Source organism: Polaromonas sp. P1_F2 (assembly GCF_056405735.1).
Genome location: NZ_JBFUBN010000014.1, coordinates 75,843 through 93,171, shown reverse-complemented (window position 1 = coordinate 93,171; position 17,329 = coordinate 75,843). Strand labels below are relative to the sequence as shown.

General features: G+C 63.6%; 18 protein-coding genes. 8 read left to right on the top strand and 10 right to left on the bottom strand.

Annotated elements, in window-relative coordinates; all coding sequences use genetic code 11:
- Nucleotides 1-36: 36 nt before the first annotated feature.
- Nucleotides 37-3,519 (bottom strand): DNA polymerase III subunit alpha, encoded by a 3,483-nt coding sequence (gene dnaE, locus AC1D0O_RS22275; protein ID WP_477655679.1) that lies wholly within the window; start codon nucleotides 3,517-3,519, stop codon nucleotides 37-39.
- Between the two features lie 86 nt (nucleotides 3,520-3,605).
- On the opposite strand from dnaE, the gene AC1D0O_RS22270 reads away from it, so the two are divergent.
- From AC1D0O_RS22270 to AC1D0O_RS22260, 3 genes are all read left to right on the top strand, one after another.
- Nucleotides 3,606-4,412: a sulfurtransferase gene (locus tag AC1D0O_RS22270; RefSeq protein WP_477655678.1), complete on the top strand. Its 807-nt coding sequence runs from the start codon at nucleotides 3,606-3,608 to the stop codon at nucleotides 4,410-4,412.
- A 78-nt stretch (nucleotides 4,413-4,490) separates the two neighbouring features.
- Nucleotides 4,491-5,828: an ergothioneine biosynthesis protein EgtB gene (gene egtB, locus AC1D0O_RS22265; protein ID WP_477655677.1), complete on the top strand. Its 1,338-nt coding sequence runs from the start codon at nucleotides 4,491-4,493 to the stop codon at nucleotides 5,826-5,828.
- A 47-nt stretch (nucleotides 5,829-5,875) separates the two neighbouring features.
- Entirely contained in the window at nucleotides 5,876-6,529 is a 654-nt protein-coding gene (locus tag AC1D0O_RS22260; protein WP_477655676.1) for an alpha/beta fold hydrolase, read from the top strand.
- A 33-nt stretch (nucleotides 6,530-6,562) separates the two neighbouring features.
- Here the strand turns inward: AC1D0O_RS22260 and AC1D0O_RS22255 are convergent, their stop codons facing one another.
- From AC1D0O_RS22255 to AC1D0O_RS22235, 5 genes are all read right to left on the bottom strand, one after another.
- Nucleotides 6,563-7,447, bottom strand: coding sequence for a pirin family protein (locus tag AC1D0O_RS22255; protein WP_477655675.1), 885 nt, complete (start codon nucleotides 7,445-7,447; stop codon nucleotides 6,563-6,565).
- Complete coding sequence (locus AC1D0O_RS22250; protein WP_477655674.1) at nucleotides 7,444-7,851, bottom strand: OsmC family protein; 408 nt, start codon at nucleotides 7,849-7,851, stop codon at nucleotides 7,444-7,446. Before AC1D0O_RS22250 ends, AC1D0O_RS22255 begins: the two co-directional genes overlap by 4 nt.
- Before the next feature lie 30 nt (nucleotides 7,852-7,881).
- A complete protein-coding gene (locus tag AC1D0O_RS22245) occupies nucleotides 7,882-8,436 on the bottom strand; it encodes a flavodoxin family protein (protein ID WP_477655673.1) in 555 nt (184 codons plus the stop codon).
- 102 nt (nucleotides 8,437-8,538) lie between these two features.
- Nucleotides 8,539-8,934, bottom strand: a complete 396-nt coding sequence (locus tag AC1D0O_RS22240) for a DoxX family protein (RefSeq protein ID WP_477655672.1) — start codon at nucleotides 8,932-8,934, stop codon at nucleotides 8,539-8,541.
- A 134-nt stretch (nucleotides 8,935-9,068) separates the two neighbouring features.
- The gene (locus tag AC1D0O_RS22235; protein WP_477655671.1) at nucleotides 9,069-9,770 is read right to left on the bottom strand and encodes a pirin family protein; all 702 of its coding nucleotides are present in this window, start codon (nucleotides 9,768-9,770) and stop codon (nucleotides 9,069-9,071) included.
- Between the two features lie 130 nt (nucleotides 9,771-9,900).
- Between AC1D0O_RS22235 and AC1D0O_RS22230 the strand changes: the two genes are divergently transcribed.
- From AC1D0O_RS22230 to AC1D0O_RS22210, 5 genes are all read left to right on the top strand, one after another.
- Nucleotides 9,901-10,854, top strand: a complete 954-nt coding sequence (locus tag AC1D0O_RS22230; protein ID WP_477655670.1) for a LysR family transcriptional regulator — start codon at nucleotides 9,901-9,903, stop codon at nucleotides 10,852-10,854.
- Between the two features lie 175 nt (nucleotides 10,855-11,029).
- Entirely contained in the window at nucleotides 11,030-12,106 is a 1,077-nt protein-coding gene (locus AC1D0O_RS22225) for an NAD(P)/FAD-dependent oxidoreductase (RefSeq protein WP_477655669.1), read from the top strand.
- Between the two features lie 20 nt (nucleotides 12,107-12,126).
- Complete coding sequence (gene gluQRS, locus AC1D0O_RS22220) at nucleotides 12,127-13,017, top strand: tRNA glutamyl-Q(34) synthetase GluQRS (protein WP_477655668.1); 891 nt, start codon at nucleotides 12,127-12,129, stop codon at nucleotides 13,015-13,017.
- Nucleotides 13,014-13,769, top strand: a complete 756-nt coding sequence (gene trmB, locus AC1D0O_RS22215) for a tRNA (guanosine(46)-N7)-methyltransferase TrmB (RefSeq protein ID WP_477655667.1) — start codon at nucleotides 13,014-13,016, stop codon at nucleotides 13,767-13,769. The genes gluQRS and trmB overlap by 4 nt, the downstream gene beginning before the upstream one ends.
- Before the next feature lie 18 nt (nucleotides 13,770-13,787).
- Entirely contained in the window at nucleotides 13,788-14,708 is a 921-nt protein-coding gene (locus AC1D0O_RS22210; RefSeq protein WP_477655666.1) for an RluA family pseudouridine synthase, read from the top strand.
- 58 nt (nucleotides 14,709-14,766) lie between these two features.
- Here the strand turns inward: AC1D0O_RS22210 and AC1D0O_RS22205 are convergent, their stop codons facing one another.
- From AC1D0O_RS22205 to AC1D0O_RS22190, 4 genes are all read right to left on the bottom strand, one after another.
- A complete protein-coding gene (locus tag AC1D0O_RS22205) occupies nucleotides 14,767-15,309 on the bottom strand; it encodes a DUF2867 domain-containing protein (RefSeq protein WP_477655665.1) in 543 nt (180 codons plus the stop codon).
- Between the two features lie 91 nt (nucleotides 15,310-15,400).
- On the bottom strand, nucleotides 15,401-15,796 hold the full coding sequence (locus AC1D0O_RS22200; RefSeq protein WP_477655664.1) for a hypothetical protein: 396 nt from the start codon (nucleotides 15,794-15,796) through the stop codon (nucleotides 15,401-15,403).
- 590 nt (nucleotides 15,797-16,386) lie between these two features.
- Nucleotides 16,387-16,611, bottom strand: coding sequence for a hypothetical protein (locus tag AC1D0O_RS22195; protein WP_477655663.1), 225 nt, complete (start codon nucleotides 16,609-16,611; stop codon nucleotides 16,387-16,389).
- A gap of 101 nt (nucleotides 16,612-16,712) precedes the next feature.
- The gene (locus tag AC1D0O_RS22190) at nucleotides 16,713-17,096 is read right to left on the bottom strand and encodes a hypothetical protein (protein ID WP_477655662.1); all 384 of its coding nucleotides are present in this window, start codon (nucleotides 17,094-17,096) and stop codon (nucleotides 16,713-16,715) included.
- Nucleotides 17,097-17,329: the final 233 nt, after the last annotated feature.

The window sequence follows — 17,329 nt, the reverse complement described above, 5'->3', positions numbered from 1 at the left end:
TGCCCGCGCCCGTGTGAAGGGGCACCCGGCTCCGGCTCACTCGTAAACGATCTGCACCAGCCCCCTGTCGGCCTGCGCCATCCAGCTGGCCAGCGCCGCATCGGTCGGGAAGAATTTGGCCGCCTCACCCAGGTGCAGTTCTGCCGTCGCGCCGCCTTCGGTGTTTTGCCGCCTGAGGCTCAGGCGCACCGGCAGGCCGCGGCTGATCTCGCCCTGGTCGGACATTTCGCGGCGCGGCGGGAAATCCCGCACCAGCCGTGAGATGTCGGGCGCGCTGCCGTTGACGGCCACACGCAGGTATTTGCCGAACTTGCAGCGCGCGGTTTCCAGGTCCCACACCTGCGTGACCTTGAAGCGGCGGCCGAAGCGCTCCGACGCGCCCTGCAGCGTGCCCTGCACGATCACCAGTTCGTCGTCCTTGAGCAGGTTGCGGTTGGTGTTGAAGGTGGCTTCGTCCACGGAAGCTTCGAGCACGTCGGTCTTGTCGTCGAGCTTGAAGATGATCAGTTTGCCTCGATTGCCGTTGATGATGCGCAGGTCGCTCAAAATCGCGGCCAGCAGCTGCGGCTCGCGCGAATCGATCAGGTCCTCGATCTTGCGCTTGGCGAATTGGCGCACCTCGGTTTCCACCTCGTCGAACAAATGGCCCGAGAGGTAAAAGCCGATCGCGGTTTTCTCCTGCACCAGACGCGCTTTCACGCCGAAGGGCATGGCCTCGACCAGCGGCGGCTCCTGCGTGCTGGCGGCGTGCGAGTCGGACATGTCGAACAGCCCGCCCTGGTTGGCGTTGGCTTCGGTCGCGGCGGCGAACTCAAAAGCCCGGTCCACCGAGGCCAGCAGCGAAGCGCGGTTGAGCTGCAGGTTGTCGAAGGCGCCGCCTTTGATGAGGGCTTCCACCGTGCGCTTGTTAAGCCGGCTGCGGTCCACGCGCACGCAAAAATCGTAAATCGAAGTGAAGGGGCCGCCTTCCTTGCGCGCCGCGACAATCGCGGCAATCGCCTGCTGGCCCGTTCCTTTGATGGCCCCCAGGCCGTAGCGCACCGAGGTCGCGCTGATGGGCTCGAAGCGGTATTCGCCGCGATTGACGTCGGGCGACTCGAACTGCAGGCCCATCTTCTGTGCGTCGCCGAACAAGATCTTGAGCTTGTCGGTGTCGTCCATTTCCACCGTCATGTTGGCGGCGAAGAATTCGGCGGTGTAGTGCACCTTGAGCCAGGCCGTGTGGTAGGCCAGCAGCGCATAGGCGGCGGAGTGCGACTTGTTGAAGCCGTAGCCCGCGAATTTTTCCATCAGGTCGAAGACCTCGTCGGCTTTCTCTTCGCTGAGGCCGCCCTCGCCCGCGCCCTTGCGGAAGATCTCGCGCTGGGCGTCCATCTCCTCTTTTTTCTTCTTGCCCATGGCGCGGCGCAGCAAGTCGGCGCCGCCCAGCGAGTAGCCGCCAAGGATCTGCGCGGTCTGCATCACCTGCTCCTGGTAGACCATGATGCCGTAGGTCTCTTCGAGGATGGCCTTGACACGCGGGTCCGGGTACTCGGGCACTTCCTTGCCCTGCTTGCGCGCGATGTAGGTCGGGATCAGCTCCATCGGCCCCGGGCGATACAAGGCGTTCATCGCGATCAGGTCTTCCAGGCGGTCCGGCTTGGCGTCTTTCAGCATGCGCTGCATGCCGATACTTTCAAACTGGAACACGGCTTCGGTCTGCCCCCGGCCGAAAAGCTCGTAGACCTTGCGGTCATTGAGCGGCAGGTCCTCGAACTTGAAGTCTTTTTGCGCCGGGTGGCGCGCGATGATGAATTCCCTTGCGATCTCCAGGATGGTCAGGGTGGCCAGGCCCAAGAAGTCGAACTTGACCAGGCCTATGGCCTCCACGTCGTCCTTGTCGAACTGGCTCACGGCGGAGTCGCTGCCGGGCTGGGCATACAGCGGGCAGAAATCCGTCAGCTTGCTGGGCGCGATCAGCACGCCCCCGGCGTGCATGCCGACGTTGCGGGTCAGGCCTTCGAGCTTCTGCGCGAGTTCCAGCAGCGTGTGCACATCCTCTTCCTTGCGCTCGCGTTCGGCCAGGACGGGCTCCTGCTCCTTCGCCTGTTCAATCGTGATGTGCTGGCCCGGCTTGTTGGGAATCAGCTTGGAGATGCCGTCGCAAAAGCCGTAGGGAAAATCCAGCACGCGGCCCACGTCGCGGATGGCGGCTCGCGCCGCCATGGTGCCGAAGGTCACGATCTGGCTGACGGCCTCCTTGCCGTATTTGTCCTTCACGTAGTCGATCACGCGGTCGCGGTTGCTCTGGCAGAAGTCGATGTCGAAGTCGGGCATGGACACCCGCTCCGGATTCAGGAAGCGCTCGAACAGCAGGTTGTACTGCAGCGGGTCCAGGTCGGTGATTTTCAGCGAATAAGCTACCAGTGAGCCCGCGCCGGAACCCCGGCCCGGCCCGACCGGGCAGCCGTTGTTCTTGGCCCAGTTGATGAAGTCGCCGACGATCAGGAAGTAGCCGGGAAAACCCATCTTGAGGATGGTGTTGATCTCGAACTCCAGGCGCTTGACGTATTCCGGCCGTTTCTGGTCGCGCAGCGCCGCATCGCGGTACAGGTGCGCCAGGCGATCTTCCAGGCCTTCAAACGAGGCCTGGCGAAAATATTCATCGATTGGCATGCGCACGCCGCCCACTTCGGGCGTCGGGTAATCGGGCAGCATGGGCTTGCCGAGCTCCAGCGTGAGGTTGCAGCGCTTGGCAATCTCCAGCGTGTTGGCCAGGGCCGTGGGCACGTCGGCGAACAGCACCTGCATCTGCTCGGCCGACTTGAAGTACTGTTCGCGCGTGAATTTGCGCACGCGGCGCGTATTGCCCAGGATCTCGCCCTCCGAGATACAGACGCGCGCCTCATGCGCCTCGTAGTCTTCGTAGGTCAGGAACTGCACCGGATGCGTGGCCACCACCGGCAGCTTGAGCCGCGCCGCGAGCTGCACCGCCGCCGCCACATGGCGTTCGTCGTCGGGCCGCTGGGCGCGCTGCAATTCCAGGTAAAAACGGTGGGGGAACAGGCCCGCGAAATACAGCGCGCATTCCACGGCGCGGGCGCTGTCGCCCTGCAGCAGCGCCTGGCCCACGGAGCCGCCCTGCGCGCCCGACAGCGCGATCAGGCCTTCGCCCAGTTCCTGCAGCCATTCGAGCTTGACCACCGCCTGGTCGCGCACCACGTTTTTGGTCCAGGCCCGCGTGAGGATTTCGGAAAGGTTGAGATAGCCCTGGCGGTTCTGCACCAGCAGCAGCAGGCGCGCGGCGGGCGTGGCGGCATCCTTGCCGGGCACCTGCACCCAGATGTCGGCGCCAATCAGGGGTTTGACGCCCGCGCCGCGCCCTTCCTTGTAGAACTTGACAGTGCCGAACAGGTTGCTCAGGTCGGTGATGGCCAGCGCCGGTTGCCGGTCGGCGGCCGCTGCGGCCACGATTTCATCGATACGGTTGGTGCCGTCGACGACGGAAAATTCGGTGTGGAGACGCAAATGGACAAACATGAAGGCCATTTTAGGGCCGAGGCTGTCCGCTGAAGGGCCGCAGCCCGGTGCAAGGGCATGCATGCCTGCCTACAATCAAACGCATCATGCAAATCCTGAACATTGCAGCCTACAAGTTCGTCGCGCTGGCCCAGCCCGCGGCGCTGCAAGCCAGCTTGGCCGAACGGCTGCAAGGCCATGCCATCAGGGGCACGGTGCTGCTGGCCGAAGAAGGCATCAACCTCTTTCTGGCCGGCCCGGCCGGCGATATTCATGATTTTTTGGCATGGTTGAAACAGGATGTGCGTTTTGCCGACCTGCAGGCCAAGGAAAGCTGGTCGGGCGCCCAGCCCTTTCGCAAGCTGCTGGTCAAGGTCAAGCCGGAAATCATCCGCATGAACCACCCGGCCGTGCAGCCCGCCGCGGGACGCGCGCCGGCGGTGGACGCCGCCACGCTCAAGCGCTGGCTGGACGCCGGCCACGACGACACGGGCCGCCCGGTGGTGACGCTGGACACCCGCAATGACTTCGAGGCCGACGTCGGCACCTTCCGCCATGCCATCGACTGGCGCATCCGCAAGTTCACCGAGTTTCCCGAAGCCCTGCTGGCGCGCAAAGAGGAGCTCGCCGGCAAGACCGTGGTGAGCTTTTGCACCGGCGGCATTCGCTGCGAGAAAGCCGCCATCCTGATGCGCGAAGCCGGGGTGGAGAACGTCTGGCAGCTCGACGGCGGCATCCTCAAATACTTCGAAGAGAGCGGGCGCGCGCATTTCGACGGTGAATGTTTTGTTTTTGACGAACGCCGTGCCGTGGACCCGGAGCTCAAACCCCAGGTCAATCCATCCCCCAAAGCCTTGCAGCCACCCCCTGCCGCCCGCAGCACCGAAAATTTCGGGCTTTTGTCTGACAGCTGAGCCCCAAGCCCCGTGCGAAGCTTTTGAATCGTTCGCATCCCACGCCCGCCCGCCGTCCCCTTTTTAACGGTAGCCACCATGCCCACAGACACTTCCCCCGCGCGCCACCAGGCCGCCCATGCATTGCCCTCCCCGCTCGCCAGGCGCTTCAGTGCCGTGCGCCAGCAAACCGAGGTGCTGATCCAGCCCCTGAGCCCTGAAGACTGCCAGTTGCAGTCCATGCCGGACGCCAGCCCCGCCAAATGGCATCTGGCCCACCTGACCTGGTTTTTCGAGACCTTTATCCTCGAACGTTTTGAGCCCGGCTTCACGCCTTTCGATCCGGGCTTTCGTGTGCTGTTCAACAGCTATTACAACGGCGTGGGCGATAAATACCCCAGGCCCAAACGCGGCCTGATCAGCCGGCCTTCGCTGGACGAGGTGCTGGCCTACCGCGCGCAGGTCAACCAGCGCATGCTGGCGGTGATCGCCGCCGTGGAAGCCGGCGCCGACAGCGCGCAGCAGCGGGAACTCACCGAACTGGTGACCCTGGGCCTGCACCACGAACAGCAGCACCAGGAATTGCTGCTGACCGACATCAAGCACGCGCTGTCTTTCAACCCCGCGCGCCCGGCCTATGCCAGCCGCTGGCCGCTGGCCGGCATACACCCGCAGCCGGTTGACTGGCTGCGCCACGAGGCCGGCCTGGTGGAACACGGTTTTGACGCAGCGCGCGACGGCGAATTCGCCTTCGACAATGAAACGCCGCGCCACAAGGCCTATGTGGCGGCCTTCGAGCTGGCCAGCCGCCCCGTGACCAACGGCGAAATCATGGCCTTCATCGCCGACAAGGGCTACCAGCGCCCCGAGCTATGGCTGTCCATGGGCTGGGACTGGGTCACCGAGAACAAGGTCAGCCTGCCCTTTTATTGGCAAGGCGAGGAAGGCAGTTACCAGCACTTCACGCTGCAAGGCCTGATAGACGTCGACCCGAACACGCCGGCCTGCCACCTCAGCTATTTTGAAGCCGACGCCTTTGCGCGCTGGGCCGGCGCGCGCCTGCCGACCGAGTTTGAATGGGAGCTTGCCGCGCGCGGCCTCCCCGTCGGCCCCGCCCCGCAAGGCAACTTTGTGGAGACATCCGCCTTCCACCCGCTACCGCAGCAAGAGGGCAGCCACGGCCTGCCCGCGCAGATGTTTGGCGACGTGTGGGAGTGGACCCAGTCCAACTACAACCCCTACCCCGGCTACAAGCCCTGGGAAGGCCTGGTCGGCGAGTACAACGGCAAGTTCATGTGCAACCAGTTTGTGCTGCGCGGCGGCTCCTGCGCCACGCCGCAAAGCCACATACGCGCGAGCTACCGCAACTTCTTCCCGCCCGATGCCCGCTGGCAGTTCAGCGGCCTGCGCCTCGCGCGTGACCTGGCGCTTGGCTAGGGCCTCCTGGAGCCTGTCAGCACTGAACGCGAACGCGGTCTCCAACGATGGCAAGATTTGTCCTGGTGCCCGGGGGCTGGCACGGAGGCTGGGCATTTGACGCTGTCAGCCATGCGCTGGCAAAAGAAGGCCACGAAGTCCAGGCGCTCACACTCTCGGGGCTGGGTGACGAGCCCGCGCCCGGCGCCAATCTCGAACACCACATCAACGAGGTAGTTCAAGCGCTTCGCGGGGGCGACACGCCCGCCATCCTTGTCGGTCATTCGTATGGCGGAATGGTCATCACCGGCGCGGCGGACAGGGCGCCATCGCGCGTCAAGGCCATCGTTTATGTCGACGCCTATGTACCGGACAACGGTGCATCGGTCTGGTCGCTCACCACCCCGAACTATCGGGAGCGCTTCATCGCCGGCGCGGCCGCCGATGGTCTGGCTTGTGCGCCGGCCGCCCATCTTGACATGCGCTGCCGTCCCCATCCCATGGCCACCTTTCTGCAGGCAATCCAGTTGACCGGCGACTGGCGCAAGGCCAGCGGCAAAGTCTTCATCGCGGCGTTTGGCTGGGAGGGAAGCCCGTTTATTGCGCTATACGAACGCCTGCGGCTGGACCCCGAATGGGCCACGCATCGTCTCGACTGCGCGCACGATGTGCCGCGGCTGGCCCCCGAAGCGCTCGCGAAGATTCTCTTGACCTACGTGTAAACAAGCCGGGCTCGGCAGCCTGAGGCCCCGGCTTCAGCCCGCCGTGAATTTCCGCTCCGGCAGCGGAATGAATTCGGTCTCGCCAGGCACCTCTCCCATGGCCTGCGCTTCCCAGTCCTCGCCGGCCTGCACGATCCGCTCCTTGCGGCTGGAAACAAAATTCCACCACATGAAGCGGTGCGCATCGAGCGCGTCGCCGCCTATCACCACCAGGCGCGTCGCCGCCCCCGCGCTGAGCTGCACGGCCGCGCCGGGCGCGAGCGTCGCCAGGGTGTGCATGGCCAGCGGCTCGCCGTCGACCAGCAGGTCGCCGTCCACCGAATACAGCGCCATCTGCTCGGCCAGCGGGGGCAGCGTGAAAGGCGTGCCGGCGGCCAGGGCCACGTCGAGGTAAAGCGTTTTGGAAAAAGTCTTGACGGGCGAAGTTTCCCCAAAAGCCTCGCCGACCAGGATGCGCACCCGGGCGCCGTCCACCGCGGTGGAAGGAATCGTTTCCGCTGGCGTGTGAGAGAACACGGGCGCCGTTTCCTCAAACTCCTTGGGCAAGGCCACCCACAGCTGCAGGCCGTGGTTCACATAGGCGGTGCCGCGCAGGTCTTCGGGCGCGCGCTCGGAATGCACAATGCCGCGGCCCGCGGTCATCCAGTTGATGGCGCCGGGCTCTATGCGCTGGGCCGAGCCCAGGCTGTCGCGGTGCATCATGGCGCCCTCGAACAGGTAGGTCACCGTCGCCAGGCCGATGTGCGGGTGCGGCCGCACGTCGTGATTGGTGCCGGGCAGCTCGGTCACGGGGCCGAAATGGTCAAAAAAGATGAAAGGGCCGACCGACTGCTGCTGCGCGGCGGGCAATAGGCGGCGCACCATAAAACCGCCGCCAAGGTCCTTGTGGTGGCCCGTAAGTTTGAGTGCAACGCTCATGGCAGGCGCTCCAGTTCGGTGGTGATTTCGGTCGTGACCGTGGTCATGAGTTTGTGCACGGGGCACTTCTGCGCCACGGCGTGCAGTTCCTGCAGCTGGGCGTCGGTCAAATCACCCTTGATCTGGAGTTTGGCCGCGAGTTTGTACACACCGCTGCGCTCCTGTGAATCATCGCGTTCAATGCGCGTGTGGATGTCCTCGACCGGGATGCCTTTTTTGCGGGCGTACCACATCACGGTCAGGGCCTTGCAGGCGCCCAGCGCCGCATCGTAGAGATCGTGCGGGCTGGGGCCGATGTCGGCGCCGCCTTCGGCCTCGCCGACGTCGGCGGTGAAGCTGTGGCTGCGGATCTGCAGCTGCTGCGCCATCGCAGCGGTGAGATCGCGTTGGAGTTCAATGGTCATGGGGTTCCTGTGCGCTAGGGAAAAGCCGGGTCACGGCGCGAACTTCGCCGCGACGCCGGCAACACGTTCGCCGAAGCTGCGGGCCGTCTCCAGGTCGCCGGCGGACATTTCGCCGGCGCCGGCATCGGACGGCGACTGCGCGATGGCGCCGCTGTAGGAGCCCAGGTAGTTGGCATCGTTGCGCAGCGCGGCCTTGCTGTTGCTGGGCAGCATGCCCTGGCTGACCCAGATGCCGCCGTGCTGCATGGCCAGGGTGAACAGGTAGTTCAGCGTGGAGAATTTGTCGCCGTTCATCGCGGCGCTGTTGGTGAAGCCGGCGAAGAGCTTGTCTTTCCAGGCCTGGCTGTACCAGGGCTTGGAAGAAGCATCGGCAAATTTCTTGAACTGCCAGCTGACATTGCCCATGTAAGTGGGCGAGCCCATGATGATGGCGTCGGCGGCGTTCAGGGTTTCCCAGCCGCCTTCGGGCAGGTTGCCGTCGGCGTCTATGGCCAGCAGCTCGGCGCCCGCGCCTTCGGCCACCGACTGCGCCATGCGCTGGGTGTGGCCGTAGCCGGAGTGGTAAATCACGACAACTTTGGGCATTCGGGGGCTTTCGCGGGGAATGGATAAAGAGGATAAAGAAACGAGAAAACAAAAGGGCTGCAGCCCGGGCCTGAACTCCCTCGCTGCAGCCCCGTTTGTGGATCAGCCTTTGCGCTGGCCGTCCACGCTCCAGGCGCCGCCGCCGAAAGCCGCGATGCTGAACAGGCCGCCGACGATGGCCATATTCTTGAAGAACATCATCTGTTGCGTGGGGTCGGTCCAGAAGGCATGGAAGATGCAGGTGATGACGACCGTGAAAACGCCGATGGCCAGCGCGGCCCAGCGCGTCTGGAAGCCCACGGCCAGAAGAATGCCCAGGCCGAGTTCCACCACGATGGCGATGGCGGCCGCGACTCCAGGCAGCGGCACACCTTTGGAGGCGATATAGCCGACCGTTCCGGTAAAGCCGGCGATCTTGCTGAAGCCGGCAGGCACGAACAGCAGGGCCAGCAGCAGGCGGCCGATCAGGGAGAGGGGGTTTTGCAGGGAATTGAGCATGGTGAGTCCTTGTTAATGAAGTAAACGGGGGAAATGATGGAGGAAAAAAACACTCTGGGCAAGCGCCATGCGCCGATGCGCATTCGGCGCTTGCCCTGGGTGATGGGTTACAGGGTGTTATCGGGCCTGCAGGTTTACGGCGCCAGGTCAAACACCAGCACTTCGGCGTCCCGGCCATGGGCCAGTTGCAGCGTCGCTTCCGACTGCAGCGCCGCGGCATCGCCGGCCTTCAACAGCTGGCCGTTGACTTCGAGCTGCCCGCGAACCAGGTGCACATAGGTCTTGCGTGCCGCGCTCAAGGCCAGCGTGGCGCTTTCCGTGCCGTCAAACAGGCCGGCATACAGCCGGGCATCGGCATGGATCAGCACGGAGCCCTTGGCGCCGTCGGGCGAAGCCACCAGGCGCAGGGCGCCGCGCTTTTCGGCATCGGCAAAGGTCTTCTGCTCATAGCTCGGGGGAATGCCGGTCACATTGGGCTCGATCCAGATCTGCAGGAAGTGCGTGGTCTGGCCGTCGGCGTGGTTGAACTCACTGTGCTGCACGCCGGTGCCGGCGCTCATGCGCTGCACGTCGCCGGGCGGGATGCCCTTGATGTTGCCGATGCTGTCCTTGTGGGCAAGCTCACCACTCAGCACATAGCTGATGATTTCCATGTTCTGGTGGCCATGGGTGCCGAAGCCGCGGCCGGCCGCGATGCGGTCCTCATTGATGACGCGCAAGTTGCCGAAGCCCATGTGGGCCGGGTCGTAATAACCGGCGAACGAAAAGGAGTGGAAGGATTTGAGCCAGCCGTGGTCGGCGTAACCGCGTTCGCTGGAAGTTCTTAAAGTCATCATGAGGTGCTCCTTTCAAGGTGCGTTGAAAATGCGTTGTGATTCGTTTGCGATGACTCCAATGTAGGCGCGGGAACCCCGCTTTCCATTGCCGCGCTTTGATGGCATCATTCAAATTATTTGAATCTTTCTTATGGCAACGATCAACAACCGCGTGCGCGACGCCCTGACGCCGGAAACCCTGGGACTGATAGGCGCCATTCACAGCGCCGGCAGCATGGCGGCGGCGGCGCGCGAACTGGGCCTGGTGCCCAGCGCCCTGACCTACCGCATCCGCCAGGTGGAAGACGCGCTGGACGTGCTGCTGTTCGACCGCTCTTCACGCCAGGCAAAACTGACCGAAGCCGGCAAGGAGCTGCTGCGCGAGGGCAACCGCCTGCTGGCGGAACTCGACGCCGTGGCCAACCGCGTCAAGCGCGTGGCCACGGGCTGGGAACCGCAGCTCACGCTGGCGGTCGACAGCGTGATCTCGCGCACCACGGTGATGGAGCTGTGCGAGGCTTTTTTCGCACTGAACCCGCCCACCCGCCTGCGCCTGCGCGAAGAAGCGCTGTCGGGCACGCTGGAGGCGCTCACCTCGGGCCAGGCCGACCTGGCCATAGGGGTCGCCATCGAGCCGGCGGTCAATACCGCGGTGCAGCACAAGACGCTGGGCAGCATCCATTTCATTTATGCGGTGGCGCCGCACCACCCGCTGGCACAGGCGCCGGAGCCCGTGACCGACGCCATGCTGATGCCGCACCGTGCCGTGGCGGTCGCCGATTCGGTGCAGCGCGGCAGCGGCATCACGGTGGGCCTGCTGGGCGGGCAAGACATCTTCACCGTGCCCGGCATGCAGGAAAAATTGCAGGCGCAGCTGCGCGGGCTGGGCGGCGGCTTCCTGCCCGAATATCTGGCGCGCCCCCACGTCATCACCGGCCGGCTGGTGGAAAAGCGCATGCAGCGCGCCCCGCGCCAGGTGCCCATGAGTTATGCCTGGCTGCGCGCGCCCGACGGCAAGGAAGGCCGCGCACTGCAGTGGTGGCTCAAACAATTGGAGAGCGCGGCCACGCGAAAAGCGCTGCTGGAAAGGGATCAGTCCCTGTGAAAACCCGTAGTCGGTTCGCAATCCGAGCGCAGGAGCCCGGCCTGCGTGTAGAGTGTGCCTATGATTTTCGTTTATGGTTGAGATGTGATGACCAACGCCGGGGGGCCGTGAATTGCATGCGCAAGCAGCAAGGCGCCTTATTCATCAACCCCAAAGAAACATAAAGACCTCAGACATGAAAAAAAATTCTGCCCTCCCCCTCCCTGAATCCGCGGCCCGGCGCCGCATCGCCGTCATCGGCGCCGGCATCGCCGGCATTGCCTGCGCGCGCACGCTGGCCCAGGCCGGGCATGAGGTCACGGTATTCGAGAAAAACCGCGAAGCCGGCGGCCGCATGGCCACCCGGGACAGCGAATTCGGCGGCTTCGACCACGGCACGCAGTACTTCACCGCGCGCGACCCGCGTTTCGAAAAAGCCCTGGCCACGGCGTCCGGGCTGGTGCGGCCCTGGAGCGCCAACACCGTGCGCATCCTGGACGAGCTGGGCCGCGTCGTCGCCTCGGCGCTGCCGCCCAAAGAGGCGCACTGGGTCGCCACGCCGGGCATGAACGCACTGGTGCGCCAATGGGCGCAGCCCCTGGCGGCCGCGGGTCGCCTGCAGCTTGAAACCGAAGTGATCAGGCTGGAGCGCGACAAGCTGCACCCCGAGCAATGGCAGCTGCAGACCGAAGGCCCGGGCGCCGGCAGCCTGGTGCATTCGGGTTTTGACGCCGTGGTGCTGGCCCTGCCCTCGCCGCAGGCGCATGCGCTGCTGCTGAGCTCGCAGCAGGGAAAACCGCTGATGGCCGAGTTGTCCAAGGTCAGCGTGGCGCCTTGCTGGACCTTGATGCTGGCCTTCCCCCAGGCCATGCAACCCACGATGGTCCACCTGGGCCCGCACTGGAACGCCGCGCGCAGCACCCATCACCGCATCGCCTGGCTGGCGCGCGAGTCGTCCAAGCCCGGGCGCAGCCCCATCGAGCGCTGGACCGTGCAGGCCAGCCCCGACTGGTCGCAGCGCCACCTCGAAGACGACGCCGAGCGCGTCAAGGCCAAGCTGCTCAAAGCCTTCACCGAAGTCACCGGCATACGCGCCGCGCCGCCCCATGCCGTGGTACACCGCTGGCGCCATGCCCAGACCCTGCAGCCTCTGGGAAAAACCCATGCATGGGACGCCAAATCGGGCATAGGCGCCTGCGGCGACTGGTGCCTGGGGCACCGCGTGGAAGACGGGTTTGTGTCGGGCCTTGAAATGGCTCTCGAGCTGGCCTGAACCCAGGTAGCGATATCGGCGTGGAGGCCGCATACCGGGGCCGCTTCGCCCCCTCCCCGACAGGCCCGCTACATGCCGGCTCACTCGTAGCTGCCCTGGCCAGCTGGCTCGATGCGCGCGCGCACCAGGGCCGCTGGCTGGTGCGCATCGAAGACGTTGACACGCCGCGTTGCGCGCCCGGCGCCGACCTCATCATTCTTGAACAACTGGCCCAATGCGGCTTTGTGCCCGACGAGCCGCCCGTCTACCAGTCGCAGCGCAGCGACTCATACCAACAGGCGCTGGATTCATTGATCGCCCGCGGGCTGGCCTACCCCTGCGCCTGCACGCGCCAGGACATCGCCCGTGCGCTGGCGGCTTCAGGGCAGGCGCGCGAACGCCATGGCGAACTGGTCTATCCCGGCACCTGCCGCGGCGGCCTGCACGGACGCCCCGCACGCGCCTGGCGGCTGGACACGCAAGCGCATGCGCCTGTCAGCTGGCAGGACCGCCTGCTCGGCCCGCAGTCGCAGGACGTCGCCCATGAAGTCGGCGACTTTGTGCTCAAGCGCGCCGACGGCCTGTGGGCCTACCAGCTGGCCGTGGTGGTCGACGACGCGGCCCAGGGCATCACGGACATCGTGCGCGGCGAAGACCTGGCCGACAACACGGCACGGCAAATCCTGCTGCAGCGCGCGCTGGGCCTGCCGCTGCCGCGTTACCTGCACACGCCGCTGGTGCTGGGCGCCAACGGCGAAAAGCTCTCCAAACAGAACGGCGCACAGGCGCTGGACACGCGCGAGCCGCTGGCCCTGCTGCGGCAGGCGGGTGCCGTTCTCGGCCTGCCATCGCTCACCAGCGCCGCCACGCCACAGGATTGGCTGGGGCAGGCCGTGCCGCTGTGGGCGGACCGACTTAAAATCAAGCGGTGACAGACACCAACTCCCCCACCCCGCCCGCCACCCTCCCCGACCAGCCCGCCGAAGGCACGGCCGCCGAGCCGGGCGCCCCCCGCAATATCCGCAGCTTTGTGCGGCGCACCGGCCGCACCACCATCGGCCAGGCCAAGGCCTTTGCAGACGTGGGCCCGCAGTTCCTGCTGCCCTATACGGCGGCGCCGGCGGACTTCGAGGCCGTCTTCCAGCGTTCGGCCCCCACCATCCTCGAGATTGGCTTCGGCATGGGCGAGGCGACGGCCCACATCGCCGCCCTGATGCCCGAAAAAAATTTCCTGTGCTGCGAGGTGCACACCCCGGGTGTGGGCGCGCTGCTCAAGCGCATCAGCGAACAGGGCCTGGCCAACATCCGCATCCTGCAACATGACGCCGTCGAAGTGATAGACAACATGCTTCCGCCGGCCAGCCTGGACGGCGTGCATATTTTCTTTCCCGACCCCTGGCACAAAAAACGCCACAACAAGCGCCGCCTGATCCAGGCGCCGCTGGTCGCCAAGCTGGCGGCCCGCCTCAAGCCTGGCGGCTACCTGCACTGCGCCACCGACTGGCAACCCTATGCCGAGCAGATCCTCGAGGTGCTGGCCGCCGAACCACTGCTGAAAAACACCGCGGACGGCAGCGCCGGTGGCTATGCACCCAAGCCGGCCTACCGGCCTTTGACCAAATTTGAAAACCGCGGCATCAAGCTGGGGCACGGCGTCTGGGACGTGGTGTTTGTGCGTGCCTGATCTCCCGGCTGTGCGGGTGTGAGCAAGACACCCAAGCTCGGGCTGCATGGTTTGGCCACGCGGGCCGGCATCAGCCCCAGCTGCGTCGGGCTGCCGGCCGGCAGCTGGCCCAGCATCACCGATTTTCTGGTGGAGCGCTTCCCGGCCATATCGCGCGAGGTATGGCTGCAGCGCATGCAGGACGGCCTGGTGGTCGATGAATTCGGCGAAGCCGTTACCGCCGAACGCCCCTACCGCGGCCACATGCGCGTGTATTACTACCGCGCACTGGACGAAGAACCCCGCATCCCGTTTGAAGAGACCGTGCTGTTCCAGGACGAACACCTGGTGGTGGCCGACAAGCCGCACTTTTTGCCGGTCACGCCCTCGGGCAGCTATCTGCAGGAAACGCTGCTGGTGCGCCTGAAGAACAAGCTCGGCATCGACGGCCTGGTGCCCATCCACCGCATTGACCGTGAAACCGCGGGCCTGGTGCTGTTTTCGGTCAACCCGGGGGAGCGCGACGCCTACCAGTCACTGTTCCGCCGGCATGAAGTGACCAAGCACTACGAAGCGGTGGCGCCATGGCGCGGGGACATCGGCTTTCCCCTCACGCGCGAAAGCCGCATCGTCGAAGACGAGCCTTTTTTCCGGCAACGTGAAGTGCCCGGCGAAACCAACAGCAAAACGCAGATCGATGTGATCGAAGTGCGCGGCGACCATGCGCTGTATGCCCTCAGCCCCGTGACGGGCAAGAAGCACCAGCTGCGCGTGCACATGAATGCGCTCGGCCTGCCGCTGCTCAACGACCGCATGTACCCGCCGGTGGACCACACGCCGGACGACGATTACCGCTTTCCGCTGCAGCTGCTGGCCAAATCCATTGCGTTCATGGACCCGGTGACAGGCGAGCAGCGACGCTTTGAAAGCCGGCTGGCGCTGCGGGACCTACCGCCTTGATCAGACGAGGGTGAGAGGCACTGACAGGGCCACCCTATCCAAAGGCCAGCCCCCCCCTCTACGCACTTGCCTTGGGCCACCCAAGGTCTGCCGCACGACGAAGACTGGCTTTCACAACCTGGCGGTGAAAGGGAGCGATGACCGACAAGTAGGTTCGACCCAAAAGGTTGTGGCAGTGAACGACGGTTGACAGGGTCAGTTGGTTCCCGGTATCTGGCGGCGAGCCTGGTGTACAAAGAATTGACAGCCGGAAGTCAAGATGTTTGTCGTTCTCGCCTAGAACGACCTCAGTTTCGCTGGTGCCGAAGACCCTGAAGATGCTGATGCGGGGGGCTGTGGCGTCACTTGAGAGCGTTGCGAGGTGTCTGGCGGTCTTCAGACCCAATCCCGCAACGATTGCATCCCGGACGTTGGTGAGCGCGCCGATCCAGGATGGCTGCACCGAGAAGATGAATCGGGCCAGGACATCTGGATCAATAGAGGCGTCAGAAGGAAGTTGAACCGAAAATGCGTCCGCGAGATTCACCGACTTGAATACAGTAGCGACGGCAGACTGCGACGGGATGGCAACCTGCTTTACTGGCGTGAATTTTCTTGGCATGGATGGACTTTCTGAGGCCTAACGTGAAGGTAACCGGTAACCGGCAGCCGGAGGCCGTCCGGTTGACCGCAGATTGGACGACCGCGCATAGCTAAGACTGAGCATTGTCCTGGCGCAGCGCAGGCCCACGCTCGAGGATGGCTTGAAGTTCCTCCTCGAGCTCGGCGGGGCCCATGGTGCGTTCGCCAGAAAAATACCAAGCTGTGAGCAGCATGAAGTGCTCCTTCACGTCTGAGATGAGGTCTTCATCAACGCGACATCCTGCTGGAAGATAGTGGTCGAGATTGGTATCTACCTCGTAGAAGCCCGACGCCGCCCAGCGGTGAAGCAGAACCGTGTCTTCCGATTCGAGGCAGGCTTGGCGCATCAATCTAGCCAGCCGCGCTAACCGGGCGGTGGACCAACACCCGTTCATGGCGATTCCGAGGAACGTGTCGTCGCCTGCTTCGAACTCACACCGAAGGTCCTGCTCGTCGCTTTCAGTCATGCCGTGCTCTCCAGCCATGTGTTACCCAACGTTGCCGCTGCCCGGCATACAACATGTCCCGCGCAGCGGCCTCCTGCCGTTGCATGTCCGTGCCGGGCAAGCAGCTAACTGCCATGTTCCCTACCAGCAGATGCGCCATGGCGAATTTTCCCGTTTAATGAATTGTTAGAGCGCATGCCGAAAGAATTTGTATGCAATTGGTATGGTTATCAGTGGCTGAGCAGCAAGAAACACGAGCAAGTACTTAAAGGCTCTCGCTTGGGCAGATCTCCCGCGAAGAATCTTAGGGGGAGTCATGCAGCAAACAAAGATGGAAGCTGTCGCGACCAAAATGGCCACTTTGGATATTTCGATGGCAAGGCGCGGCGCGTAGATGCTGCTGCCCGTAAGTCCAATGATTACAAGGAAAAATAGACCAATAAAAACTCCGATTGCGGCAATCACGACTCGAAGCAGCATGGATAACGCGGTTAGCTTGGTGGAATCGTGATCGTTCACCATATGCGCTCCAACGCCTGGATTAGCCGGCGCGCCGCAGGTGCGCCCGGGTTGAATGCAATGTTAGTCATATACCCATGACGTGTAAAAACCTACACGTCCTCATGCCAAATTTGTCGCAGCTTTACGCCTCTTTCAAAGACTTCATCACTGCCATCATCAAAATGGACTTCAACTCGAATATCTTTTTCATCGTCAGATTTCTGTGCCCAATCAACCCATTCGATTGCCGGCGACAGCTCTCCACTGTCCCGAACGATTCGGTAGCCTTCTCCAAGATTTTCAGAGAGTACGTCTTCAATTTTTTCGTTGTTCATGCGCTTTCCTTTCCTGCTACGACTGTGGTGATTAGAGGCCTAACGCCTGAATTAAGCCGAGCCGCGAAGCGGCTTCGGCCTAAATGAATCATTAGGCGGCGTTACCGATTGTTCTTCACCGAAGAGCGAGTCTGATTCTTCGTGTCAGTGATAAGAGCCGAAATATCTGCCTGCTTGAGTGCTTTCAGATCGTCATATGTGGCGAGAACTGTGCCCATCATTTCTCCGGCACCGTTGAGTCGCTTAACGCCATCTTTCGAAGAAACAATGAAGGCGTTCGGTTTGGCCGCAGGATTGTTGGGGGAAGCGACGACTACAAGTGAGCGACTATCGCTGCAGCTGTACACATACCACTCCGTTCCTCCGTACTGCCTGGTAAGGGGTCCAGTCTCACAAATATTGGTTGGCTCGCCCTTCGGCTGGCACAAAGCGAGAGGCACGAAGCCTAGGAAAATCATCGTGACGAGTAACGAGTACAGTTTCATGTGCCGCCTAACGTTTGACATGAAGGGCGGCCGACAGCCGGCGAAGCCGGATGTTGGACGTCCCCTCGATGGAAGGGTTAGAGCCCATTGGGATAAGGGTACGCATCCGAAGATTGGTGCCAAACCGACGCTTCTGCACGGGCAAGCTCCATTGCGTACGTAGTGCGTAGCTGAGAAATGCGCTCCGGCGGGAGGCATACGCCTTCATGGCAGAGCGATTGCCCACAGAAAAT

Coding starts and splice junctions, on each gene's coding strand:
- AC1D0O_RS22200 (WP_477655664.1), bottom strand. CDS start 15,796: ATGACTGAAAGCGACGAGCAGGACCTTCGGTGTGAGTTCGAAGCAGGC.
- AC1D0O_RS22240 (WP_477655672.1), bottom strand. CDS start 8,934: ATGCTCAATTCCCTGCAAAACCCCCTCTCCCTGATCGGCCGCCTGCTG.
- AC1D0O_RS22255 (WP_477655675.1), bottom strand. CDS start 7,447: ATGAGCGTTGCACTCAAACTTACGGGCCACCACAAGGACCTTGGCGGC.
- AC1D0O_RS22195 (WP_477655663.1), bottom strand. CDS start 16,611: ATGAACAACGAAAAAATTGAAGACGTACTCTCTGAAAATCTTGGAGAA.
- AC1D0O_RS22250 (WP_477655674.1), bottom strand. CDS start 7,851: ATGACCATTGAACTCCAACGCGATCTCACCGCTGCGATGGCGCAGCAG.
- AC1D0O_RS22190 (WP_477655662.1), bottom strand. CDS start 17,096: ATGAAACTGTACTCGTTACTCGTCACGATGATTTTCCTAGGCTTCGTG.
- dnaE (WP_477655679.1), bottom strand. CDS start 3,519: ATGTTTGTCCATTTGCGTCTCCACACCGAATTTTCCGTCGTCGACGGC.
- AC1D0O_RS22245 (WP_477655673.1), bottom strand. CDS start 8,436: ATGCCCAAAGTTGTCGTGATTTACCACTCCGGCTACGGCCACACCCAG.
- AC1D0O_RS22260 (WP_477655676.1), top strand. CDS start 5,876: ATGGCAAGATTTGTCCTGGTGCCCGGGGGCTGGCACGGAGGCTGGGCA.
- AC1D0O_RS22225 (WP_477655669.1), top strand. CDS start 11,030: ATGAAAAAAAATTCTGCCCTCCCCCTCCCTGAATCCGCGGCCCGGCGC.
- AC1D0O_RS22205 (WP_477655665.1), bottom strand. CDS start 15,309: ATGCCAAGAAAATTCACGCCAGTAAAGCAGGTTGCCATCCCGTCGCAG.
- egtB (WP_477655677.1), top strand. CDS start 4,491: ATGCCCACAGACACTTCCCCCGCGCGCCACCAGGCCGCCCATGCATTG.
- AC1D0O_RS22235 (WP_477655671.1), bottom strand. CDS start 9,770: ATGATGACTTTAAGAACTTCCAGCGAACGCGGTTACGCCGACCACGGC.
- AC1D0O_RS22230 (WP_477655670.1), top strand. CDS start 9,901: ATGGCAACGATCAACAACCGCGTGCGCGACGCCCTGACGCCGGAAACC.
- AC1D0O_RS22270 (WP_477655678.1), top strand. CDS start 3,606: ATGCAAATCCTGAACATTGCAGCCTACAAGTTCGTCGCGCTGGCCCAG.